Genomic DNA, 24004 nt, shown 5'->3' with positions numbered 1-24004 from the left:
TTAGTCATTCAAGGCTTATTTCGATAAAAAAGCCATCACCCTTAGTTTAAGGCCGATGACTTTTTGATACATGATATTTTATCTATTCGTGACTAGTTTCCAGTGCTGGCTAGCAGAACCTGTATTATTTGCTTGAATAATATTTCCACCCTCTGTCGTTGAACCCTGATCTACTGCCAGAACTTTTCCACTGTTACGATTAATAATATTGTAAAACTCACCTGAGGACTCCAAAGTCCACTGCTGGTCATTCGATCCGTTATCATTCCATTGAACACTTTGAGCACCGTTAGCTAATGAACCTCCTAAAATGCCCAGGTTTTTACGACTATTAGTATTGACCAGTTTCGTATAACCATCAGCTGTGCTGACTACAAACCAATTTTGGTCATATGATGAAATTCCGCTGGTCCACTGAACCGCCTTCCCTCCATCTGCCATCGAACCCTGATAGATACCCAACACTTTACCACTGTTCTCATTAACCAATCGATAACTGTCCACCATAATATGTCCTTCATCTGGAACCAACTCCCACAGCTGATCAGTGCTGCCTGCATCAGCCTGCTGTATAACTTGGGCACCCTCTTCAGTAGAACCCTGCGCTATACCTAACGTCTGACCACTGTTACGGTTAACAATCTTGTAGTAGTTACCAGAGGCTTGTAAAGTCCACTGCTGGTCATCGGAATTGTTTTCAGTCCATAATACGGCTTTGGCTCCTTCTGTTGTTGATCCTTCTAATATTCCGGCGACCTTACCACTCTTTGCATTCACAATGGATTTGTAACCGTTAGGAGCATAACCACTTTCCGCAGTGGAAATGAGCCAATATTGATCCAAGGAATTAGTCCCACTGCTCCATTGCACGAGCGGATTGCCATTCGCAGTTCCGCCTTCCAATACACCTAAAGCCTTCCCACTCTTCACATTAATTAATTTGTAGTAACCTACGGACATATCACCGTATTTCACCGTGTTTTTCCCACTAAAAAATCCGGCTTGTGGGATAAATAAGCGGCCATTGCTAAGCGGCAGTAGTTGGCGGTTATACCCTGCGTCTACGGGTGGATTATATGGAACCCAGCTGCCGGATGCATCCACTCTAGAAGAGTTGATCAGCACTTCTTTTTTTCCTGCAACGTTTAATACGAGTCTCCCATCTCCCAAAGCAGATATATAGGGACTTCCTCCGTACCCTACAAGAGTTCCTACTTCAGTTGGATTCCAGCTCTCAGGATCTGCTGAAATTTTCAAATAATTGGGCACGCCCGGGTATCCGACCATCTCATAGGTCATTGCGTAATTACCATTGCCCAGCTTAGCGATTGTAGGCATTCCTGGACGTAATTTACTGTCTGCAAATGCCACATCAACTACCACAGGTCCCCAGTTCGTGCCCTCCAACGTAGTCTGATGAACTAACTTCTGGGCATGGGCTGGATCACGTTCATCTGAATAATAAACAATGAGTTTGTTGTTGTGAACCAAAAAGAAAGGCTCCCAAATGGGATCGTAACCAATATCGTTTCGTCCACCTTCAGCAATGGTGCTTACATATGTCCATGTTCTACCTAAATCATTGCTTTTATATAATTCCAACTTGGTAGCTGCTTTGTTGCTTGGCACAGAATTTCCTGCAAGAAGCATAGTACCCGCAGGCATGTTACCTAAAGATTGGGGGAGTTCAAACAATTCAGGGCAATTTAACATTCCCCAACCGTTTTGAGTATCCTCCACTTCTCCAACCTGATTCCAAGTGACACCATTGTCAACGCTTTCATAAATAGGGAAAACAGGTGTGGTATTAGAGGTTTGTTCAAATGTAGCATACATTTTATTATTGTTGATGCCACTATATTTAAGCTGGATTGCCCTAGGTGATAAAGCCCCATAGGATGGTGAATCTGCTGGTGGTACATATAAGACATTAGGTCCGAAAGCGTTTACAATATTACCATCAAAGCTAATCCCTGTGCCAACCACTGTCACTAAAACCAACAAAAAAGACAAAACCTTCCTCAGTTCTCTTCTCAAAAGTAATTTCTCCTTTACTCTGGGATTTTTTAAACGAATACAGCTTCAATATAATTAATAAACGGATAAATGAGAATGTAATATCTCGACCGGATCATGCAATATGATTACTCAAGTAGATTATCATCTCCTCAATAAAGTTTTGGAGTTAGATCTGGTTTATAAAATAAGGGTGCCCCTTAGCCTTTTCATGGCTTTTAGGGCACCCCTTGGATGTGCTATACAAATGTTAAATGTCAAATTTATGTTTGGCGAGTCCTTCTACGATTTGGGGATCATTATGCGAGAAGAAAACACTCTGTTTCGTATCTAATTTAGCTATTGTCTCTAAATCTTCTTGGTTTAATTCGAAGTCAAAAATATTAAAATTTTCGATGATCCGTTCTTTATGCGTAGACTTTGGAATAGCAATCACGCCTCTTTGAGTTAACCAACGTAAAACTACCTGAGCAACGGATTTCTGATATTTTTCAGCGATAGAAACTAATACTTCATTATTGAAAAGGTTGTTTCGTCCTTCCGCAAAAGGTCCCCATGACTCGATCTGCACATTCTTCTCTTTCATATAATTCGCACTTTCGATTTGCTGCTGAAAAGGATGTGTTTCAATCTGGTTGATTGCAGGTGTAATTTCATTGTGGCTAATCAAATCAATTAGACGATCCATTTGAAAATTGCTGACTCCAATCGCCTTGATCTTACCCTCACGGTACAATTCCTCCATAGCACGCCAGGAACCATATACATCACCAAATGGCTGATGAATTAAATATAAATCTAAATAATCCACTTGTAATCGATCGAGCGATTTGGCAAAGGCTTTCTTAGTACGCTCATAACCGGCATCCTGAATCCAAAGTTTAGTAGTAATAAATATTTCTTCTCTTGGTACACCACTGCGTTTGATGGCTCTACCGACGGCTTCTTCATTTTGGTAAGCTGCTGCAGTATCAATCAGGCGATAGCCTGCCATAATAGCTTCATAAACGCTCTGCTCGCATTCGCTAGCATCATTCATTTGATAGACACCAAAACCAAGGATAGGCATCACTACACCATTGTTCAGAGTTACTGTTTGCATATGAAATCCTCCTATTTACATGTTCTGTGATTAAGATTACAATAATTAGCCTAACAGGTTCGAGTAACACGAAGTCAAGCGATGCTGAGTTCTTTTCGCATCCATTTTCAAGGAGGAATTACAATGTATACTGTGAAGGAAGTTGCCAAACTACTGGGTTTGACTGAACATACCATCCGTTATTATACGGATAAGGGTTTAGTTCCAACGATACAACGGGACAAAAATAACATTCGTCTTTTTGATGATGACTCCATTAATTGGCTAACAGGTGTAAAATATCTCAAACAATGTGGGATGTCAGTAGAAGACATTAAAAGCTATGTAGACTTGTGTTTACTAGGCGATTCTACCATCCACGATCGTTATCAAATCATAATGGAGTATAAAGCCGCTGCTGCAGCTCAGTTGGAAGAGGCCAAACTTAAAGTCAAATATATGGAAGACAAAGCCAATCATTATCTAGATATTATCAATCAGGTAATCCCGGATGACACGAATCCAGCTAAATGGACAAAATCATGAACAAGAGGCAGATGAACAACTTTTGATTATCAAAGGTTGTTCATCTGCCTCTTAACTTGTTAGGAATCTACTTTTCTTCTTGATGTGATATCTATTCATTGTGATAAAGGACGAATTCGTATTTATTCCCCGTTAGTTGATCATTATAAAATACAATTTTACGGTTCAGTATATCTAAGTTTTGTTGCAATGCCTTAATTTCTTGTTCCACTTGTTGCTTACGCTGTTCAAGTAAATTTTTCCGTTCAGGAATTGTCTCGTCCCCCATAGCCCGCCACTCGGTATATTGCTTCAATTCTGCCATCGTCATTCCTGAATCTTTTAAATGAAGTAAAAATTGAACCCAACCTATATCCTGATCTGTATATTCGCGTAAATTATTGTCACTTCGATGTGGAGTAAGTAATCCTTCCATTTCGTAATATCTGAGCGTGCTCTTGTTAACACCGACGATTTCTGCAAATTCTCCAATGGAATAAGGCATGATCCCCACCTCCATTTCTAATTTTGTTTCTATCCAAAGGATATACTTAAACTAATAAAAAACCAAATGTCGGAGTATGAATCCATTTTTATGGCTTGCCTTAAAGTGTACTTTAAGGTCTATACTTCATTTTGAAGCAGTTAATTTCGTTTTATGTAGGGTGGCCTAAAGCTTGGGCGGCATTTAATATTGCCAAAGAAATTTATAAAAATTAAACGAAAGAGGTTTTTTATTATGGCTAATGAGCAACTAAGCAACAGTACTATCTTTCCACTCGGACAAAAGGTTGAAGCTAATTTTATAGGTGATGCATACTTGCAGATGATTTATACTGACGCGACACCTTTGAATGCGCCTATTGGGAACGTAACCTTTGCCCCGGGAGCTCGCAATAACTGGCACTCCCATAAAATCGGACAAGTATTATTAGTTACCGGTGGTGAGGGTTGGTATCAAGAAGAAGGCAAACCAGCTCAATTCCTCCAAACCGGGGATGTTGTGAATATTCCAGCGAACGTAAAACATTGGCATGGTGCTACAAAAGACAGCTGGTTTGTTCACTTAGCCATTTCACCCGGAGAAACAGAATGGTTAGAACCTGTTGATGGTAAGCTTTATAATCAATTGTAAAAAAACGCATCGGGTCTATGGACTCGATGCGTTACTTTTCTATATCGTCTTTTTGAGAAAACTAAACTCTATTGCTCAAGAAATTGGTAAACTGCCATCATCTCTTGTTTATTCAACTCACGAATACGATTGAAAATTGGAATATCAGCTACAGCCTCAATGTTTAAGCTTTTAGAAACAACGTCACTTATTTTACCCGTTAGCCAAGTTTGCACATCTATACCTTCAACGACTTCCTTACGCCCTTCATCATTGATGCCACTCGCATAACAACTTACACAAGGAATCGTTAATTTATATACGCCATCATGAAGTCCATCTTCCGAAATAACTTTTTTCCCTTTACAGAATGGACATGGATGGCTTGCTTTAATCTTATTAATTAAGGTGACGATTTTTTTGTAACCAAACGCTTCATAGACATAAGTCAGCTTTTTATATTTTCCATTAGTGAAATACTTATCTATGATATTTTCTCTTGTTTCGTGGATATTGGCAAAATCACAGATCGTAATCCGGTTTTTCCTGCTGATGGATTCGATACTGCTGCTAATGCTGTCCCAGAATGGCAAGGCATTTTGTAACACCATTTCATATTGCGCAAAACTTCCTAACTCTAGTTCAAGCATTTTTAGTGCGACTTGTGATTCCCTGGGTAATAGAGAGACCTCTTCTGTCAAAACCATATCTCCGCCCACGATGGCTTTCATTTTTTCTAGTACCTGTAATTCACCAACGGTGCTAATGACTTGATCAAGGGGCATCCCAATAATCTCGCGAATATCAGTGTCGCCGAATTTAAGCTTTTTATGATGATTTAACACCGTTCCTTGACAGATTGGACAAGTAATCATTTTTTTGGACGCTTTAATATGCTCTTTAATAATTGATTTCGAAATGACCATATAGTTCCCGATAATGGTATTAAAGCCTTCCCAAGTTCTCGAGGCTTTAGCTGCTTTATCATAGAAGGACTTTTCCCAATACCCGTATAAAAAGGTGTGTTTTTCAGCTTCTGTCATCTCATTATAACTTTTGCTAATATCTTGTCCGAGCTCATTCTTTAACTCATCAAAGATGAATTTTATTTTTGGTAATTGATAGAATTTCAGAATCTCCATCGCATCTGGATGTAATGAGCCGTCCCAAAAGGGGACGTTCTTGTCCTGAAGTACAATATCAAAATCAAATTCTTCAATCACACGGCGGCCCTTACAGCTTGGACAATGATTGTCTGATTGATAGAAATCAAAGCTTTTTGTATCCTTATTAGTGGGATGCGCTGCCACAATATGGTTGATCAAGCCACCCATTTCATAAAGGAAAGTAAACTGACTATACAAGTGTCGTTCCAGATCAATGGCGATGACAGGTGCAATCGTATCCGATTCATATTCACCATAAATCAGGCGGGCCATGGAGGATAAGCTTTTTAATATGCCACCTTTATAGATGTTCTCTGCATTTTTAAAATAGGCGATCTGATCTTCTTTTAAATAGGCAATTCCATTTTGTTGCTGGAGTGTTGAAGAAATGTGCGCAGGCGCCACGCTATCTGCACTGTTTTGTTGACGATAATAATCATCATGACTGAGAACATCAAGATGCTCCACAGGTGCAAGCTGTCTTTTGCCAAAATCAACGATAAAATCAGAGTTATCTAACATATAAGAATTATGTTCAATCATGATTATGGAGACAGATTCATCCTGCAAAATGTCCCTAATGCTGTCAATGAATTGATTTAAAATATTTTGTGATAAACCTTTGGAAGGCTCGTCAAAAATAAAAAGTGTATGTGGATTTCTTGAGCCCGCAAACAGCTCAGAAACTAAATGGACACATTGAAATTCACCCGTGGATAAGGACTGTGTTTTTCGCTCCAACGTCAAATAACCAAGTCCAAGCTTGATCAATAAGCTTAGTCTTTTATGAGCAATGTCCTCATTTGGCAGTTCAACAATAATATCTTCAATCGAGCGCTCAAAAATATCATCAATATCCTCACTGTATTTTGTCAGTTTCCTTTTAATATCAAGAAAAGTGGCAACGGTCGAGCGACTGGTAATCGACTGATTTCGATCTTGCCCTACGATCACCAGCTTATCTTTGGAATAACGCTTTAGAAAATCTTTGACCATACATTCATTAACCAGCGTAGATTTACCACATCCGGACTCACCTGTAAAAGTTACCAGCCTATTTTGGGGAATCTGAATCTCGGCCATTTGAATATTACGACAATAAAGATCATGAAATTGATAATATTCTGCAGGTGCTGCCTGATTTAGTTCTTTATTGATGGGCTCAGGACGTGGTGATTCCTCAACAATTTTCCCGCCATATTTGCCACTGCCAGGTCCAAAGAACAAGTGTTTATCCGCTGTGTCCAGCACCGTGTCAGAATGGTCAATGAGCCAAATTTGATTTTTATATCCCAATTGTTTAATCTCCGCTAAAATCTTCAATAGGGTTTGGTGATCGAGACCCACGGAGATTTCATCAATGATAATCACGGTATTTTCACTTGTTGCCATAAATTCTGCCAAGTAAAGTCGTGTTAATTCTCCGCCTGACAATGTACCCATAATACGATTTAATGTTAAATAACCAATATTCATATTGATTATATTTTTCAGGATTTGTTGTTTACCCTCACTTATCTTAAGCTTTTCTGCTAGTTTAAAAATGGTTTCGATGCTAAAGTCGTTTAGATCGGAAATACTCTGTGCTTGATCCGATAATTCAATTTTATATTGTTCAGCTGCTTGATTGTAGCGTTTTCCTTGACACTTTTTACACTCGATATTTTTTGTAGTTCCACGCCCCTTACAATCAGGACACCAACCTAATTCATTATTAAATGAAAAAACCTCTGGAGAGAGATTATATTTTTCAGCAAGAGTGACACGAATTTCAGTAAACACACCTGTATGTGTGCCAATGGTTGACCGAGGATTTGAAGATATGGATGACCTACCAAGAAAAAGAACAAGGGGCATTGCTTCCATTTTGATCGCACTGAAATTAGTCTCCATAATATTGGGGAATAAATACTGGTATTCAGCTTTTGGCAATAAGGAAACGAGACGTTTTTTTGATTCTTCCCCAATCGTTTGACAAAAAGTTGTTTTACCAGATCCAGACAAACCAGCAATTCCTAACGACTCATCCACTGGCAGTACCGTTTCTAATCTGTTAATATTGTTCGCAATTAATTGATTTATTTTCATAGTAAGCTCATCTCATCTCCATTCTCTTCATCTAGTATTGCCATGATTTATTCCATTAAAAAGGGCACTTTCCCTGTTCCAGAAAAGCGCCCTATTCTTGAATTACAATTCTGCTAATACCTTTTCGAGCTGACCACCCATATTTGTCCAAGCATATTTAGCACCTTCGATGGCTCCTTGGCGGGCTTTCGTCTCTTCACTAAATCCTGATTGATCTAGATGGAGATTAACCTTCCCCTCTGAATCTTGACTCACAGTCCAAGTAACAGTAGTACTTTCTCCCGCACTATTCCAAGTATAAGATAACGTATGAGGCTCATCCACGACGAGTACTTCGCTATCTACAATTCCATCCCACCATTCATTTGGCTCAGCACGGAATTGAAATTTATGACCAACGACGGGTTTAAAATCATTACTCCAGATCCATTTCGCAAGCGTATCCGAATCCGTTAAAGCATTCCATACCTTCTCGATCGAACTTGTAAATTGAAAATCTAATGATACATCTGGTTTCATAGTTATTCCTCCAATATAAGTTTTAATTTATCAATTCTTTGCTTCCAGAATCCTTCATAAAAAGATACCCAATCTTGAATTTCTTTCAAAGGATTGGCATTCAACCGATACCTCGTCTCTCTGCCAACCTTTCGAGCAATTACGAGACCAGCATCTTTAAGTATATTTAAATGCTTCGAAACGGCTGTACGACCCATTTCAAAATGAATCGTTATCTCATACAGAGGTAATTCATCAACATCAGCCAGAATTTGAAGAAGTTTTCGTCTTGTTGGATCCGCAACAGCGTCATAAACATCCCTCACTTGACTATTGTCGCTCACAACCACCCCCACCTTTTCCGTAATATTTCCTGTAATGTCACCGAGTATCCATCAATATTACCTAATAGGACACCATTTGGTGTCTGATTGATTATAAGACACCAAATGGTCACATGTCAACAATCCAGTGAAAAAAAGCATTACCAAAAGCAAGTCCCGCTTACGACTGCTCCTGATAATGCCTCCAGATGAATCATTTCGTTTTACGATTTAATAATTAATCTAATTGTTCTCCATTAGTAGCGATAACATTTTTATACCAATAAAATGATTTTTTCTTTATACGACGTTTTGTACCTCTGCCCATATCATCTTGGTCCACATAAATGTAGCCATAACGCTTGGACATTTGATTTGTTCCTGCACTCACCATATCTATGCAACCCCAGCTTGTGTAGCCCATTACATCTACACCATCTGCAATGGCTTCTTTTATTTGCTTAATATGTTCTTTTAAATAATCAATTCGATAATCATCCTCTATAACATCGCCTTCTTGTAATACGTCTAAAGCACCTAGGCCATTCTCTGCAACAAGTACCGGCTTTTGATAAAGGTCATACAATTGGTTTATTGCAGTTCGTAAACCCTTAGGATCAATCTGCCAACCCCAATCACTGGATGGTAAATAAGGATTTTTCACTCCGCCTGTAAGCAAATTCCCTTCTGCGCCTTCTATCTTTTCTGGATGTGCACTGACTGCACCAGACATATAGTAGCTAAAGGATACATAATCCACTGGATAGTCTTTCATGATTTGTTCATCCTCAGGCTCTGTTTTCAGAACTATATTTTTTTCTGCAAACATTCGAGCGGTATAAGCCGGATAGTAACCTCTCGCTTGTACATCAGTAAAGAATAAAGAGGTACGTTGTTTATCAACTGTGGCTTGAACGTCGTCAGGATCGCAGCTATAAGGAACAAGAAGTTGATAACTAACCATACATCCAACCATTGCTTGAGGATTACTTTCTTTACACGCTTTGGTTGCAAGTGCACTTGCTACAAATTGATGATGTGCTCCTTGAAACATTGCTTGTTCAATATTCGGGTGATTTTCTTCGATAACTCCTAGACTTACATATTGGTGGTGTACTACACAGTTAATTTCATTAAAAGTCATCCAATATTTCACTTTATGTTTGTATCTTTCAGCTACAGTGGTTGCATAGCGAACAAAAAAATCTATAACTTTCCGGTTCACCCAACCTCCATACTTAGTTGTTAGATGAAGTGGCATTTCATAATGGGATAAAGTAACAATAGGCTCAATTCCATATTTGTTCAATTCATCAAACACACGATCATAAAATGCAAGACCTTCTTCATTAGGGATTAATTCATCCCCATTTGGAAAAATACGAGTCCAAGCAATGGACATGCGGAAGGCTTTAAAACCCATTTCGGCTAATAAAGCAATATCTTCTTTATAGTGGTGATAAAAATCCACCCCATGTCTTTTGGGATAATACTTTTCACTTGCGGGATCTTGTGCTTCTTCTATTTGCTTATGAGTCATGAGGTGCCACTGGTCAGACCAGTTTTTTTTAGGGGTGTTTTCGTCAAAAATATATACATCTGCTAGAGAAAGCCCTTTACCGCCAACATCACTTGCTCCTTCTAGTTGATTAGCAGCTGCTGCTCCCCCCCATAAAAAGTTTTCTGGAAATGTCGTTTTCAATTCAAACATGTGTAAACCCTCCTTGTTGTTAAATAAAACATATACTACGGATTAAACCTGTTGGATAAGGGCATCTTGTTCTTCTTTATATTTTTGATTATCCATTATTCTAAAGAACGGATAGTAAATAATAAACGCTACTGCAAACAGTACAATTTGTAAGATCATTCCCGAGATACTACCTGTCATCAAATATCCGCCGATAATTAATGGCATTGTTCCCGGAGGCAGTACACCTATTGGCAACGCTACTAATCCAAAATCCATGGAGAGATAGGTTATCAAAACAGTAACAATCGGTGTTATAAGAAATGGGATTAACATCATTGGGTTTAATACGATGGGCATCCCGAAAATTAACGGTTCATTGATATTAAATAGTCCTGGTCCAATCGTCAGTCGACCCATTTGTTTCAGCTGTTTGCTCTTCGCAAAGAATAACATTGCAATCGTTAGTCCTAGAGTTGCACCAGAACCCCCGATAAAGATAAGATATCTGAATTCTGCTGTAACAATATTATGGACGGGTGAACCCGCTGCGTAAGCTGCAGCATTTTCTGAGGTCAATTGCAACCAGATAGGCAACATGACAGAACCTACAATGGTGGAACCATGTAATCCTATTGCCCATAATAAGTTGATTAACAAAAACACAACAATTGTTCCCGCTAAGCTTGTACCAACAGTAGTTAATGGTTGTTGAAGAAGTTTGGCAACAATGGTATGCACGTTATCAAAACCAGTGAAGTTCTCAACGAGTAGGCGAACTCCCCAGACACTCACGATAACAAAGAAACCAGGAATAATCGCTGTAAAGGATTTAGCAACTGTTGGCGGCACACCATCCGGCATTTTAATAACTATATTTTTTTGTACGATTCTGCGATATATTTCTGTTGCGAAGATTGCGGTTAACAATCCTACAAATAATCCTTGACTCGAAAAATAGTTCACGTTCATTGCTTTTGTGACAACATCATCTACTGTGAAAGATGTTGATGGAGTGACTACAAAATATGAACATAATGCCACAGCCCCTGAGGAAAGCGGATCCACTTTATAGCTCTCTGCTAGTCTATAACCAACGGCAAATGTTGCAACTAATGCGACAAGGTTAAATGTACCATTGTACGGATATAGTAAGGCTGTTTTGATATTTGGATGGGCGACCAAGAAATCTAAATAGGCTGGAATTGGCAGGTTTGCTAAGATTAAAAAAATGGAACCGATAATAATAAACGGGATAGTTAAAACCATTGCATCGCGAAGCGCTTGTAAATGCCGCTGACCAGAGATTTTACCTGCAACTGGCATTACCTTATCTTCTAAAAATTTCGTTATTTTATCCATAGTTTCTTGCACGCTCCCGAAGAAGTATTTTCTTATTGCGATGCCACTTCTTTTTGATCCTATTTTGAAAGCTTATAAAGTTCAATTATTTCCGTAACAAGTAAAGAAATGGTCTCAACACTCATTAGTTGGTCTTCAGCATGCATAAGGATCAGTGAGAATTGAAGCTGTTCGCCATTTGCTTCTCTTTTGATTAATGATTTATGCATTTTATGACCTTCTCTAAAAAATTGCTTTGATTCTTCTAATTTTTCTTGTGCCTCTTTAAATTCTCCCTCTTTGGCTGCGAAAAGCGCCTCCATTACTAAGCTTTTAGCTGCGCCTACATTACTGATAATGTTAAAAGCCACAGTATAGTATTCCTCTTTCACTTCATCTACCATTACTCTCTGCTCCTCTCTTATCTCTATTTACTTTCAATTAATTGCAATGCTTGTTCAAGTACTTTTTCACCGTTCATCATTCCGTAATTCAACATATCAATAGCTTCTATAGGAATGTTTTTATCTGCTAATCTTGTTTCTAATTGCTTTTTCATATATTTCACCTGAGGTCCTAACAATAAGACATCAACCTTTTTCTCTTGCAAAGTAATATCAATTTCAGATGCTGATTTAGCAAAAACATCGACATCCAACCCTTTTTCTTCAACAACCTTCTGCATTTTTGTTACTAAAAGGCTTGTACTCATTCCTGCTGAACACACCAACATAATTGTATTCATATTGACTTCCCCCTAAAATTATCATTTATTGAACACCTTTAGTGTAAACTTAAATCGCTTTCTTTTTAAGCTAACCTTTTTCCAAATCAACAGGAAACGGTTACATTGCAAACAGTAAGGCCATACCTAATTTCTCACTCACTCTAGTTTAGTAATTGTATAATTTCTTCCACAGAGTCCTTGGCAAGGATCTGCACAACAATCTCTTTATCCTCTATCAATGATCCTAGCTTTTTATACATTTTATCTAGGTCGACATTGTTTCCTTCTTTAATGTTTAATAAACAAATTAATTGCACCATTTGCTTATCATTCCAACGAATAGGACGTTTTAACGTACAGATTGTCCAAAAGGTTTCCGAGGTAACTGGAAGTGAAGGATGTGGAACAGCGACAAGATTTCCAAAACTAGTGGGTGCATAGGACTCCCTTTCAACTACTAAGGATTCATAATGCTCTGGTACAAGCCCTTGTTTTGTTAGCTCATTGCTTAAAAAATGAATCACACTTTCCTTTGTGGTAAATTCTTTTTTCACGAATACTCTAGATGCGTCAAGGTAAGAATGAGTTTCTGCCACCTGTTCTGAAGACAATAAGACGTCCTTGATTCTTTTGAGGTCTTTAGCTTCTAAAAAGGTATTTACAACATAGACGGGAATACATATATCTTCATTGATCGGAACTGTACTGATAATAAAATCAATCGAGGATAGGTCCGTTTCTGCTAATTTGTAAAAACTAATTGTGTCTACAATCTGCAATAGATTCTCAAATGAATTGATCAATCGGTAATAAAGTAATTTGGCACTTCCAACACCGGACGCACATACAAGAATAACTCGTTTTATTTTTTTGTTTTTATTTTTCATTCTTTCTAAAGCAACCCCAATGTGCAAAGCAATGTAAGCAACTTCATGTTCTCCAACTTCTAAATCCAAATAGTAGTTAATACATTTACTCGCAATAAGTGCTCCTTCGAATGCGGCTGGAAAACTCGTCTTAATATCATTCAACAGAGGATTTCTAAAATTCATGTTGTATCTTAACCTATTCATCGCAGGCCTAATGTGAAGGGTCAGGGCTTGAATAAATTCATGGTCATGGCCAAAATCCCAATTCAACTCAGTTTGTAAACTTTTCAAAATACAGCTGACAATGGAGTCCACTTCATCGAACTTACTGTATTCCGTTAAATTTTCTTTCGGCAGCAACTTTGTTCCAACTAAATGGATGATAATATAATTAATCTCTGAATCAGAAAAGAGCAAATCTGTGAACTCTTCTATGTCTTTAACAATTTCATGGGCAACAATTTTTTCAAACGGGTACTCTTCCATAAGATTTACCGACGGTTCTTCGATTAAAAATCCCTCTTCGATACGTTTACAAGCTATTATTAAGTGAATAGCGAGGTTTTCCAAGGAAATATCTGAAATCTCAATTTTGTATTTATTTACTTTGCCAATGATAATTTCTTTAATTTTCGTGTATACCTCTTTGTCAAACAAAGTAAAGTTATCGAGGGTCGGATCGGAGTTTTCTTCTCTTTTGTATAAAAAATTGGACAAACATATTCGTTTCTTAAATTCATCGCCCTCTATAAACAGGCCATAATGAGGCCGATTAACTAAATTCAGGTTGTATTTTTCCAGTATCTTACGCACTTCTTTTAGATCGTTTTGGATTGTTGATTTAGATACAAACATCTCATCTTCAATAGTGACCAACTTGATATAGTTATTTTCTAATAAAAAACGGCTCAACAAATAAAAAACCCTATTATCTTGTTCTGAAAAATCAAATGTAGAATGACTGATTTTATCATTAGTTAACTCATGTAATTTTTGAGAGAATGTATCTTTATCGATGATTCTTATAACGAAGCCTTTCCCACGAATCAATTCTATTTTCAGGCCTAATACGGAAGATATATTTTGTAGTTCCTTTAAATCATTACGGATCGTTCGATCGCTAACATTCAGTTCTTTAGAAATCCATGCAGCTGTGACAGGTTGATTAGAATTAATTAAATATAAAAGTATTTCTTTTTGCCGTTTTGAAAACAATTCTATCCCTCTTTCTTATCCAGAGTATGAATATGAGCTAATATTAACTGAAGCATACATTTACATACATTTGCTCATTTTTTTATATCGGTTACAATATCACTTCCTAAGAAAATTTGATAGTGTTCTTACAGTACCAAACGAAACAGGCGTCCTCATTTAAGAAGACACCTGTTTGAATTTCAGCCAGCTTATCGAGTCATAGGCAATGATTTTGCGGGTTAACTCAACTTCTGCTGTAGTATAATTGCTAGTTCTTCTGCTGAATCCCACACAATAGGACGAATATCCTTAAGCTGTACAAAAAGTTTATCCGCCTCAATACTGTTTACGGTCCATAATACGGGTATGTTTAAACCAAGTGCATATCCCGCTGAGAAATACACCTCTGGGGATTGTCCCGTTAAATCTGCGATAATCAGTTTGCTATCTGCGATTTGTTCCAACTCGTATTTTTCACCACTCTGAGTTTTCGTATGTGTTAATAAGCGCGGAAGAAAACCACACTGCTCTATTTTGGGCAATAACTTCTCCAGCCATGTTGTAGACAAATTCTCTTCATCCGACACGAGCACGAGGCAAGGTTTTAGTTTCTTACCTCCAGCGCTTTCCGCAGCTTCATTCCAGCCGGTTTCAGTAAGCTTAAAGGTCATGCCTTCCCTGATCAGAAGCTGATCACTTATCAACTTGTCTATGATATATACCAGCTCTTGCAGATTGGGAGAATACGTCAAGTTATAGCTGCTAGAGAGGGGTTGAATGACAACCGCTTCCCCCGGGCCTTCAGAATGTCTATATAAATATTGCAGTAGACGGTTTCCTTTATCTTCAATGCTCACAGGTATTTTGGGTGAATTTACAATGGACTCTAAATCATCAGCAGATATAGTGATCTTTTCATCACAATCAGTCAGCTCACGTATGTAAGCCGATACTACATGCAGCATATCGCGTTTCTTTTGATGCGGGAGTGAATTAATGGGTTCGTAGCTGTCTCTACGTAGACTATAAAACCCGCCTGGTGAACAAGAACAGCCTATATATCTATCGTTATCGCCTTCTGGTTCAATGGAAACAATCTCATCACAGAACAAACAGTGTTTCTTAATCATGACAACTTTTCACCTCTTATTAAGTGTTAGCCTCTACCTTACCAAGATTTTTTTGAAAAGTAGACAAGAAGATATTTCCTGTAGCAGGTTATCCCAAGGCATAAACGTAATATTTCGAGGCTCGAATGTAGATTTTATTCAATAAAAAACCGACATAGGAATCAGCTGTAAACTGAACCTTCTGTCGGTTGATATAAGCTTGGAGCCAGGCATTTAGGATTGAGATAAACCTTCTATAACTTTATCAATATTCCATTTGATCATCTTAATGTATGTGTCGCCCTCTTCGCCTTTCTTAGCTAAAGAATCGGTGAAAATCTTAGAGTGTATCGGTACTCCCGTTTCATTTGCGATGGTTTCCATTGTTTTTGGATTTACGCTAGTTTCCAGAAATAATGCAGGCACTTGATTTTCATCAATGATCTTAATTATATTTTTCATTTGCTCTGGCGTTCCTTGACTATCCGTATTGATCTCCCAGATAAAAGCCGATTCAAATCCGTAAGCTTTAGAAAAATATTTGAATGCTCCTTCGCTGGTAACAAGGATACGTTTCTCTTGTGGAATTTTTTCGACTGCTTCTTTTGCATATTGATCCAATTCATTCAGTTTCTTAACATATTCCGATTGATTATTAAGATAAAATTCTTTGTTGTCGGGATCTTTTTCGATTACACGTTTTGTGATGATATCTACATATTTTATTGAATTCTGAATATCCAGCCAAGCATGAGGATCTACCTGAGTTTCTTTTCCTTTTTCTGTTAGATACATTGGAGATACTTCATCTGAGACTGCAAAAGCAACATCCTTTTTATTAGTCACATCTAGAAGATCTTGAAACCACCCCTTACCTGTTTCTAGGTTCAAACCGTTATAAAACACTAAATCTGCGCTAGAAACCTTACTTGTATCCTTGGGTAATGGATCGTACATATGCGGATCTGTTCCGATGGGTACCATACTGTAAACTTCAGCTTTCTCCCCTACAATGTTTTCGGTCATATCAGCGATAATGGAGTATGTTGCAACAATCTGCAGCTTATCATGGTCTGCTTCTCCTTCACTAACCTTTGAGCATGCGGTAAGAAGTACGATAAACATTGTCAAAGAGAGTATTTTTATGGTCTTCATCCTTGTTTCAACCCTTTCCTGAAAAAATTATTTTTGGGTGAGATTATAAATGAAATTCCGAACATGCTTACGCCGACCAGAACAATCGTGGCACTTGTAGGTAAATTGAATTTAAAGCTTACAATTACACCTATAATCCCGGATACAGCGCCGATTGTAGAAGCCAGGATAATCATGTGGAACAGCTTATTCGTCCAGAGATAGGATGTAGCAGCAGGAATAACCAGCATTGCAATCACAAGCACAATTCCTACTTGAGATAACGAAGATACGGTAACCACAGATAGGAGCATCATCAATAAATAATGATAGAACCCTGTTTTTAACCCATAGGCTTTGGAAACAACCGGATCAAACGAACTCATTAAAAGCTCTTTATACAGCAATGAAATGATGGCAATAACAACAATCATAATAATAAAGGATTGCATTAACTCCGACTGTGGGACGGCCAGAATATTACCAAACAGAATGTGAGTTAGATCAAGCCCGCTTTTGGCGAAAGTAATTAGGACAATGCCTAGCGCAAAAAATGAGCTAAGAATAATGCCAATAGAAGTGTCACTTTTAATATTGCTGCGACTTGTTATAAATTGAATGAGAACTGCTGCTAATAGTCCAAACAGTGAAGCTCCAAGAAGGATGTTGATTCCTAAGATATAAGATAACGCCACCCCAGGTAACACTGCATGTGATAACGCATCTCCCATTAATGACATCTTTCTGAGCACAATAAAGCTTCCTAAAACCCCTGATACAATTCCAAGAATGATAGCAGATAATCCCGCGTTAAGTGCATATATTGGAATGTTTAATACCCCTGAGAAATAATCAATCATGATCTGTCGCCCCCATCCCTTTGATCACCAGATTACCTAAGGACGCACCATAGGCGCTGAGGATATTCTCTGGCGTAAAGGTGTCTTTAACGTCACCAAAAGCAATTAATTTCTTATTGAGAATGATGACTTTGTCAAAATATTCTTCGACCTCATGCAAATCATGATGAACGATGAGTATGGTTTTTCCTTCTTCGCGAAGTTGTTTAAGCAGCTTTACAATGATTTTTTCACTGACTAGATCTATGCCAACAAAAGGTTCATCTAAAAAAAATACATTTGCTTGTTGTGCAAGAGCCCTGGCGATAAAAACTCTTTGTAGTTGTCCTCCGGACAGATTGCTGATTTGTTTATTCGCAAGATCACTTATATCCACCATCGCCATACATTCCTCGACTTTTTGCCGCTCTGTTTTTCCGGGGCGCTGAAAGATTCGCAAATTTGGGTAAGTTCCAGTCAGTACTGTATCCCTCACCGTGATTGGAAAAGAAAGATCAATGTCATTTTTTTGCGGCACATATGCGATCTTCCGTTTGTACTCAGAAATATCTTTTCCCTCCACCATAACTGATCCTGTTCTCTTCTTTATCACCTCTAACAAAGACTTGATAAATGTAGATTTCCCGGCACCATTTGGTCCGATAATTCCGATTGCATACCCAAAGGGAATATCAATATTTACATTTTCTAGTGCAGAATTACCGAAATAATCTACGTTTAGGTTTCTGATTTCAATCATAAAAAAAACTCCTTATCTCTGTTAAGTTCATATGTAGCACTGTTCTGTTCACCCGGTTAATTTATTTCCTAATAGAAACAATGATTCCTTTGATCCAATTTGTTTCCCTCGGTAAACATTTATTCTTATATACAATATATTTACCCAAGGGCAATATGTCAACAACAATCCTTAAATCAACAAAAAAAAGAACCCAAGTGATTTGAGTTCTTTTTCATTATTACAATATAAAAATATCATAGTTGCAGTAGTTTTAAACATCTAGGCTGCATCAAATAACCCCCTGTAATAAGCTCTGCCTGCAATTGAATCGTATATTCTCCTGCCGTGGGGAGATACAGTTCACCTACTTGAAAGCTTTGAAAATTATTAACCTCATCGGTAGAAATAACTTTAGCTTGCAAAATTTGATCCGCAGCCTTGATGAGGTAGACTCCGCCACCGCCATTCTCTCCTTCTTCGCTGCGATATGCGATACTAACTTGAAATCTTACCGGACCTAATGTCCGGACATGCCAAACTGTGGTATCCTCTCTATCCTTCCAGTCCAACAAATTATCATGGTCTTTTTTTCCTGTATCGTAACGGAGGGTTGGACCAAAGATCTCGCTTTCAAATACCCCCAATTCTAGTAAGGTATCTTCTCCAAAGTCCAATAATCGGACTGGATTACCTCCTACAGGTTCTGCACAGACAATTGCGATGACCAGCGGCATGTTGTTAGAATTTTCGGCAAAGTTCGGTAAGCTGGGGAGTTCGACTTCCAGATCCTGCTCAGATAGCTTTGTGAAAAACAGCTCCTCCCCTCCATCTAAAGCAAATACCTTTTGAACAGCGGTCTTCAGACCGGGAACGATTAGCTTATTTCTCTTCTTAAGATCGAAAATATGCAGATATAATGTGTTTCCTTTCAAAGTGCATCTACCCCAAGACGGTTTGGCTGTGGGCGATTCTCCAGCACCGTAAATGCTATCCCCATTGGTATTTAACCAATCTCCTACTTCAAGCAAAATGGATTCGGATACCGGATCCCATTCCCCTGTCGCTGTTGGGCCGATATTGATAACCAGATTCCCATTTTTGCTTACAACATCGATGATCTGGCGGATGATAGTTACAGGGGATTTCCAATGGTGATCGGATCTCTTATACCCCCATGAGTCATTTAACGTAATAATATTCTCCCAGTACTTACCAAGGTTACGAGTCGTAAGTTGATTATCAGATGTATTTGAATAATCTCCAAGTGGTGCTTTCCATACTCTGCTATTGACCAAACAATCTGGCTGAATTGCATGAACCGCCGCCAAAAACGCTTCTCCTTGCTCACGGGTCAGTTTGCCCCCGCAATCAAACCACATTAAACCAACTTTTCCGTAGTCCGTCAGCAGCTCACGGACTTGAGGGATTGATTTGCTGTGCAAATATCGTTCAAAGCGGGTGTGTTTATCGGTATCATTTAACCAAGTTTGAACGTCATCATAAGCGCCGATATTCAGTGGATAATCCCAGGTATTCCCTTGAGAGTCTGGATCATGCCAATCCATCGCATGGGAGTAGTAAATTCCGAGTACCATTTCTTCCGCACGACATGCCTCCATTAGTTCCCGAAGGGGGTCACGGCCCAATGAGGTGTGCTTACTGATCGAATATTGGGATACACTCGAGTCATACATCGCGAAGCCGTCGTGATGTTTAGCTGTAAAGATGATATATTTTAGGCCAGCACGCTTGGCAGTCCGCACCCACTTCATTGCATCAAAAGCTGATGGATTGAACGCCGCGGCCATTTCCTCATATTCAGCAACTGGGATCTTCGCGCGTAGCATAATATGCTCACTGTAAGAAGCTTGTATTTCTTTTCCCTTCCATTCACCCGCAGGCAGGGCATAAGGTCCCCAGTGAATAAACAAGCCGAGCCTTGCTTCCTGCCACCATTCCATACGCCGAGCCTGCTCGTTATCTATCGGAGTGTCGACCGACTGTATACTATACGGATCATCGAGAAGGTTTTCTGTTGTTTTTCCGTTCCTTACCATAACTGAAGAACGGCTCCGCGGAGTTTAGAAACAGCCTCGACGAAGAAATAATCGCCATAGATCAGTGGCGTATCAATATGCACACCCCCTGGAAGATTGGATGTTCCAGAAAGAATCAATCCCTCCTCTTCCGGAATGTCCCAAGCCCCATAATTCTCATAAAGTGAGCGAACGATTTGTTCTGCTGCTCGGAGGTAAAAAGAGGCTTCTGCCTGTGGTACGATCTTTGCCAGCTCGATCAAGCCACATGCCGCACATGCACCAGCAGAGGTATCACGCGGCTTTTCGCCTGCATCAGGTGCCCTGAAATCCCAGTGAGGTACATGATCCTCCGGAAGATTAGCCAAGAAGAAGTGCGCAGCTCTTTTAGCTCCCGATAGAAACTTGTTCTCTCCGGTATAGTGATAAGACAAAGTAAGACCGTAAATCATCCATGCGCTGCCCCGTGCCCAAGCGGATTCTTCCGCATAACCTTGGCCGGCCATAGCGCCGATTTTTTCTCCTGATTCCGGGTTGAACTGCAGAATATGATAACTTGATCCATCTGGACGTAAAAAATGCTCCACTACCGTTTCCGCATGCGCAGCGGCGATATGCCGGAAACGCGGATCCTCTGTAACTTCCGATGCCCAGTATAATAAGGGCAGATTCATTACAGTATCAATGATGGACCATCCCGCCCGGTTTATCTTCTCCGTGTCATGCCAGGCTCTGATAAATGACCCTTTCAGGTTAAAGCGGCTGGCCAGTTGAGCGGCAGCCATCAACCCGCGCTGCTTGGAGCGTTCATTACCAGTCACTCGGTAATTGGCCAAAGCTGAGAGTGTCCATATAAAACCAGCATCATGATGTACGGTAAGGGCATAAAGAGGTTCATCCAATTTCTCTTCAATTTGCTCGGCGATTTCTTGCAGTGCCGGATGATTACCTTCTGCGGCAATCTGCCACAAAATACCCGGCCAGAACCCTGCTGTCCACCATGATGGACGCATGTTATCGTATACTCCGCTCACGGAAGCATGCGGAAAACTAACACCAATTCGCTTACTATTCTTTTCCACTTTATTTACAATTTGTTGCCATGCGCTATCCGCCCATTCCAGAGTAGACTCCGAAATCAGCAGTTCGCGAGTTTGTTGAGTTGGTAGTACTTCTCCCATTCTAGTTCCTCCTGTTAACACTGATGATATTTATGAAATTCAATTTCTTAAAACGTTGTCCGTAGTGGAATGACCATATTCCAAGTGTGCTTCGCATTTCGGAACCCTCCCGGTCCATCTGCTACTGCAGCGAATAAATGGGTAGGAACCCCTTCCTGAAATAATAGGAACGGACGTTCAAAGCTGCCCATCCACTGCACAGTGCCGTCCTCCCAGAGAACCCGCCGGGAATACGATTGCGTTGAATCAGCCAGCTGCCAGTCGGTTCCATCCGTAGATGATGCAAATATCCCACCGTGCTTTTCTCCACATATCCGGCCATCCATATCCTTGGCGATCATTTGGTACCCGTCCGCGGACCGCCAGATAAATGGATCTTCAATATGGGACCGCTCTGGTGGAAACAGAGGTGCGTTGTTAATTACTCTATATGGCCCTTCGTCCTTAGATGAACCGGCAATGCCAAGCGTCATCTGTCCATAGGAATTGCCTTCGTATTTGCGGGCTTTATATACCAATAGCAAGGAGCCATCTTCGCGGATACAAGGAGCCGGATTGGATGTGAGGAAGCTGTCGAACCTGCCCGGACGTGTAGGCAGAATAGGTGCATCCATCCTTGTCCATGGTCCGAATACACTGTCGGCTACAGCTAGGCCAACACGTTTGTTGGCACGAGCGGCAATCACCCGATAGTCGTCAAGTTCCACTGTTTCATTAGGTTGCGGCTCAGCGAATGGATGAGTTGAGCCCATATAATACAACAGAAACTTATCGCCATACCGAAGGATATGCGGATTATGGGTGCTTCGTCCGTCCCAGTATTCCGCTCCCCTTGCGGGTAGTACGGTTTCTTCGTACGTATAGGGTCCTTCCGCGTTATCGGCAGATGCGCGGACAATTTCTGAGCGAAGTAACCATCCCGGATGCATCGGCAGCCATTTCGGCCAACGGGATGCGAATAAATGAAAACGCCCATCCTCGCCACGCACAGCTGATCCGCACCACACCCACCAATTCTCCATACGGAATCCTCCGTTCAAAGGAGCAGGCAACATTCGGTCCATTAATGAAAAAGTCATTTTCTCCCTCCATGGCTTATTGCTTAACATCCATTAGTCTATAACGTTTAGCAGCACTGCCATGCAGCCATTCCGCAGCAATATCCAGCGCCTCATCCCGGCTGATCCAGCCTTCCGCTATTTGACTTTCCAAAAAGCGCGCAAGTATTTTTTTAACGATCAGCAGCTTGCCATATGTCCATTCGATACAGCGCGCATCCGAGACAATGAGCGAACACTTGAGCGGGGCGAGTGCCTCTAACCGATACTGCATGCTCTGCAAATAGGTACTGGGTCTGAAGTTATACCACCACATCCCGCCTACATGAACGTTAGGGAAATTCCATGCAGCCTGCACAACATCCAGGTTATTTAATTCCGAAGCCACCACCAGCTCAAACGGAATGGAATACCGTTCGAATAAACCGTACAGTTTAACAATCCGTAGCGAATCGTTAACTGGCGCAGCTGATGTATTACACCATCTGCGTTCGACGCCGAGAAACAACTGCAAGAACATTCCTCTTGCTTGCAGTTCCGAACAAATATGATGAAAGAGCAGCATCATGATTTCATCCGGTCCAGTTACGTTGCTAAGATTGTAAACATCATGAGCTTTGGCTTCAAAAGCTGGCAACGTAGTCATGATTCCTGGACAGCCCATAGTCTGATAAGACTGCAGCTGCTCGCTAATAAATTTTTTCGCTTGAGCATAAGCAGCCTCCCGGCTGGGATCATAGGAATCTGCAATATTCTTTGCCAGCTCAGGCAGCCAAGAGTCAATTCGAGGAATCAGTAGAGCATTTTCCCTCATGTGTGCAAAGTTGGCATGTTCCGGACGGTTTACAATAAACCGCTGCACATGCAGACGGTCAGCTACGTTCTGCGCCCAGCCGGGATCGTGACTTTGCTGTTTAATCGTTATATCCGCTTTGAACACCGACTCTGAATCTGTGATGGAGATACCGTACAGATCTTTCATGATTGCTGTAAAAGCACGATTCATCATCGTATTACGGGAAGCGTGGTAGGCGCTAACAAAAGAGTCAGCCCGTTTCCCTTTCGAAAGTTGGTCCGCATTCGCCGGATATCCTGCTGACTGAAGCTCTTGGTTCAACCAGAAATAATCGGCTATTTCCCAGAAGTCAGCCGCGTTTAGCTTATCGCCGACGAGATGGGTATGTGTATCGATTACAGGCAGACGCATGATTTCATCACACAATGAAGTTTGACTCATCGTTCTCCCTCCTAACTGGCAGGAAGCCCTTCG

At 40.1% G+C, this 24004-nt stretch carries 21 protein-coding genes; 2 read left to right on the top strand and 19 right to left on the bottom strand.

The genetic code is table 11. From position 1 onward, the window contains the following. Nucleotides 1-78: 78 nt before the first annotated feature. Together PODO_RS14585 and PODO_RS14580 are read right to left on the bottom strand one after the other, a co-directional pair. Nucleotides 79-2037 carry an RICIN domain-containing protein gene (locus tag PODO_RS14585; protein ID WP_052097039.1) on the bottom strand — a complete coding sequence of 653 codons (1959 nt, stop codon included), beginning with the start codon at nt 2035-2037 and terminating at the stop codon, nt 79-81. A 229-nt stretch (nt 2038-2266) separates the two neighbouring features. Beyond that, nucleotides 2267-3118, bottom strand: coding sequence for an aldo/keto reductase (locus tag PODO_RS14580; protein ID WP_038571026.1), 852 nt, complete (start codon nt 3116-3118; stop codon nt 2267-2269). Nucleotides 3119-3241: 123 nt separating this feature from the next. On the opposite strand from PODO_RS14580, the gene PODO_RS14575 reads away from it, so the two are divergent. Then, on the top strand, nt 3242-3643 hold the full coding sequence (locus PODO_RS14575) for a MerR family transcriptional regulator (protein WP_036677847.1): 402 nt from the start codon (nt 3242-3244) through the stop codon (nt 3641-3643). Between the two features lie 91 nt (nt 3644-3734). Here PODO_RS14575 and PODO_RS14570 read toward each other — a convergent pair whose 3' ends face one another. Continuing rightward, on the bottom strand, nt 3735-4127 hold the full coding sequence (locus tag PODO_RS14570) for a MerR family transcriptional regulator (RefSeq protein WP_036677848.1): 393 nt from the start codon (nt 4125-4127) through the stop codon (nt 3735-3737). Nucleotides 4128-4361: 234 nt separating this feature from the next. Here PODO_RS14570 and PODO_RS14565 point away from each other — a divergent pair, with 234 nt between their 5' ends. Next, a complete protein-coding gene (locus tag PODO_RS14565) occupies nt 4362-4757 on the top strand; it encodes a cupin domain-containing protein (RefSeq protein WP_036677849.1) in 396 nt (131 codons plus the stop codon). 68 nt (nt 4758-4825) lie between these two features. Here PODO_RS14565 and PODO_RS14560 read toward each other — a convergent pair whose 3' ends face one another. From PODO_RS14560 to PODO_RS14485, 16 genes are all read right to left on the bottom strand, one after another. Continuing rightward, nucleotides 4826-7990 (bottom strand): ATP-binding cassette domain-containing protein, encoded by a 3165-nt coding sequence (locus PODO_RS14560; protein WP_038571023.1) that lies wholly within the window; start codon nt 7988-7990, stop codon nt 4826-4828. Nucleotides 7991-8092: 102 nt separating this feature from the next. Further along, nucleotides 8093-8509 carry an SRPBCC family protein gene (locus PODO_RS14555; protein WP_036677852.1) on the bottom strand — a complete coding sequence of 139 codons (417 nt, stop codon included), beginning with the start codon at nt 8507-8509 and terminating at the stop codon, nt 8093-8095. A 2-nt stretch (nt 8510-8511) separates the two neighbouring features. Beyond that, nucleotides 8512-8832 (bottom strand): ArsR/SmtB family transcription factor, encoded by a 321-nt coding sequence (locus PODO_RS14550; RefSeq protein WP_038571021.1) that lies wholly within the window; start codon nt 8830-8832, stop codon nt 8512-8514. A gap of 217 nt (nt 8833-9049) precedes the next feature. Continuing rightward, entirely contained in the window at nt 9050-10522 is a 1473-nt protein-coding gene (locus PODO_RS14545; protein WP_038571018.1) for a glycoside hydrolase family 1 protein, read from the bottom strand. A gap of 42 nt (nt 10523-10564) precedes the next feature. Then, entirely contained in the window at nt 10565-11863 is a 1299-nt protein-coding gene (gene celB / locus PODO_RS14540) for a PTS cellobiose transporter subunit IIC (protein WP_038571015.1), read from the bottom strand. A 59-nt stretch (nt 11864-11922) separates the two neighbouring features. Then, complete coding sequence (locus PODO_RS14535; protein ID WP_052097037.1) at nt 11923-12246, bottom strand: PTS sugar transporter subunit IIA; 324 nt, start codon at nt 12244-12246, stop codon at nt 11923-11925. 23 nt (nt 12247-12269) lie between these two features. Next, nucleotides 12270-12587: a PTS sugar transporter subunit IIB gene (locus PODO_RS14530; protein WP_036677859.1), complete on the bottom strand. Its 318-nt coding sequence runs from the start codon at nt 12585-12587 to the stop codon at nt 12270-12272. A 143-nt stretch (nt 12588-12730) separates the two neighbouring features. After that, nucleotides 12731-14653 carry a BglG family transcription antiterminator gene (locus PODO_RS14525; RefSeq protein ID WP_038571012.1) on the bottom strand — a complete coding sequence of 641 codons (1923 nt, stop codon included), beginning with the start codon at nt 14651-14653 and terminating at the stop codon, nt 12731-12733. Between the two features lie 221 nt (nt 14654-14874). Next, nucleotides 14875-15765, bottom strand: coding sequence for a hypothetical protein (locus PODO_RS14520; protein ID WP_038571010.1), 891 nt, complete (start codon nt 15763-15765; stop codon nt 14875-14877). A gap of 213 nt (nt 15766-15978) precedes the next feature. Next, a complete protein-coding gene (locus tag PODO_RS14515; protein WP_038571008.1) occupies nt 15979-16899 on the bottom strand; it encodes a metal ABC transporter substrate-binding protein in 921 nt (306 codons plus the stop codon). Next, nucleotides 16896-17738, bottom strand: coding sequence for a metal ABC transporter permease (locus PODO_RS14510; protein WP_036677866.1), 843 nt, complete (start codon nt 17736-17738; stop codon nt 16896-16898). Before PODO_RS14510 ends, PODO_RS14515 begins: the two co-directional genes overlap by 4 nt. Beyond that, entirely contained in the window at nt 17731-18474 is a 744-nt protein-coding gene (locus tag PODO_RS14505; protein ID WP_280513481.1) for a metal ABC transporter ATP-binding protein, read from the bottom strand. The genes PODO_RS14510 and PODO_RS14505 overlap by 8 nt, the downstream gene beginning before the upstream one ends. A 239-nt stretch (nt 18475-18713) precedes the next feature. After that, entirely contained in the window at nt 18714-20516 is a 1803-nt protein-coding gene (locus PODO_RS14500) for an alpha-L-fucosidase (protein ID WP_038571004.1), read from the bottom strand. Then, on the bottom strand, nt 20510-21676 hold the full coding sequence (locus PODO_RS14495) for a glycoside hydrolase family 88 protein (protein ID WP_052097034.1): 1167 nt from the start codon (nt 21674-21676) through the stop codon (nt 20510-20512). Before PODO_RS14495 ends, PODO_RS14500 begins: the two co-directional genes overlap by 7 nt. A 47-nt stretch (nt 21677-21723) precedes the next feature. Then, entirely contained in the window at nt 21724-22755 is a 1032-nt protein-coding gene (locus PODO_RS14490) for a glycoside hydrolase family protein (RefSeq protein WP_174890040.1), read from the bottom strand. 16 nt (nt 22756-22771) lie between these two features. Further along, a complete protein-coding gene (locus PODO_RS14485; RefSeq protein WP_038571002.1) occupies nt 22772-23971 on the bottom strand; it encodes a hypothetical protein in 1200 nt (399 codons plus the stop codon). Nucleotides 23972-24004 lie beyond the last annotated feature (33 nt).

It is taken from the genome of Paenibacillus odorifer (assembly GCF_000758725.1).
Classification (GTDB): Bacteria; Bacillota; Bacilli; order Paenibacillales; family Paenibacillaceae; genus Paenibacillus_AQ; species Paenibacillus_AQ odorifer.
Note: the sequence above shows the minus strand (reverse complement) of the source record. Positions and strands in the feature narration are given on the sequence as shown.

Bases quoted from the DNA above. Each gene is read 5' to 3' on its own strand.
- PODO_RS14555 (WP_036677852.1), bottom strand. From the start codon at position 8,509: ATGAAACCAGATGTATCATTAGATTTTCAATTTACAAGTTCGATCGAG.
- PODO_RS14530 (WP_036677859.1), bottom strand. From the start codon at position 12,587: ATGAATACAATTATGTTGGTGTGTTCAGCAGGAATGAGTACAAGCCTT.
- PODO_RS14535 (WP_052097037.1), bottom strand. From the start codon at position 12,246: ATGGTAGATGAAGTGAAAGAGGAATACTATACTGTGGCTTTTAACATT.
- PODO_RS14490 (WP_174890040.1), bottom strand. From the start codon at position 22,755: ATGACTTTTTCATTAATGGACCGAATGTTGCCTGCTCCTTTGAACGGA.
- celB (WP_038571015.1), bottom strand. From the start codon at position 11,863: ATGGATAAAATAACGAAATTTTTAGAAGATAAGGTAATGCCAGTTGCA.
- PODO_RS14545 (WP_038571018.1), bottom strand. From the start codon at position 10,522: ATGTTTGAATTGAAAACGACATTTCCAGAAAACTTTTTATGGGGGGGA.
- PODO_RS14495 (WP_052097034.1), bottom strand. From the start codon at position 21,676: ATGGGAGAAGTACTACCAACTCAACAAACTCGCGAACTGCTGATTTCG.
- PODO_RS14580 (WP_038571026.1), bottom strand. From the start codon at position 3,118: ATGCAAACAGTAACTCTGAACAATGGTGTAGTGATGCCTATCCTTGGT.
- PODO_RS14500 (WP_038571004.1), bottom strand. From the start codon at position 20,516: ATGGTAAGGAACGGAAAAACAACAGAAAACCTTCTCGATGATCCGTAT.
- PODO_RS14570 (WP_036677848.1), bottom strand. From the start codon at position 4,127: ATGCCTTATTCCATTGGAGAATTTGCAGAAATCGTCGGTGTTAACAAG.
- PODO_RS14575 (WP_036677847.1), top strand. From the start codon at position 3,242: ATGTATACTGTGAAGGAAGTTGCCAAACTACTGGGTTTGACTGAACAT.
- PODO_RS14510 (WP_036677866.1), bottom strand. From the start codon at position 17,738: ATGATTGATTATTTCTCAGGGGTATTAAACATTCCAATATATGCACTT.
- PODO_RS14565 (WP_036677849.1), top strand. From the start codon at position 4,362: ATGGCTAATGAGCAACTAAGCAACAGTACTATCTTTCCACTCGGACAA.
- PODO_RS14485 (WP_038571002.1), bottom strand. From the start codon at position 23,971: ATGAGTCAAACTTCATTGTGTGATGAAATCATGCGTCTGCCTGTAATC.
- PODO_RS14520 (WP_038571010.1), bottom strand. From the start codon at position 15,765: ATGATTAAGAAACACTGTTTGTTCTGTGATGAGATTGTTTCCATTGAA.
- PODO_RS14515 (WP_038571008.1), bottom strand. From the start codon at position 16,899: ATGAAGACCATAAAAATACTCTCTTTGACAATGTTTATCGTACTTCTT.
- PODO_RS14560 (WP_038571023.1), bottom strand. From the start codon at position 7,990: ATGAAAATAAATCAATTAATTGCGAACAATATTAACAGATTAGAAACG.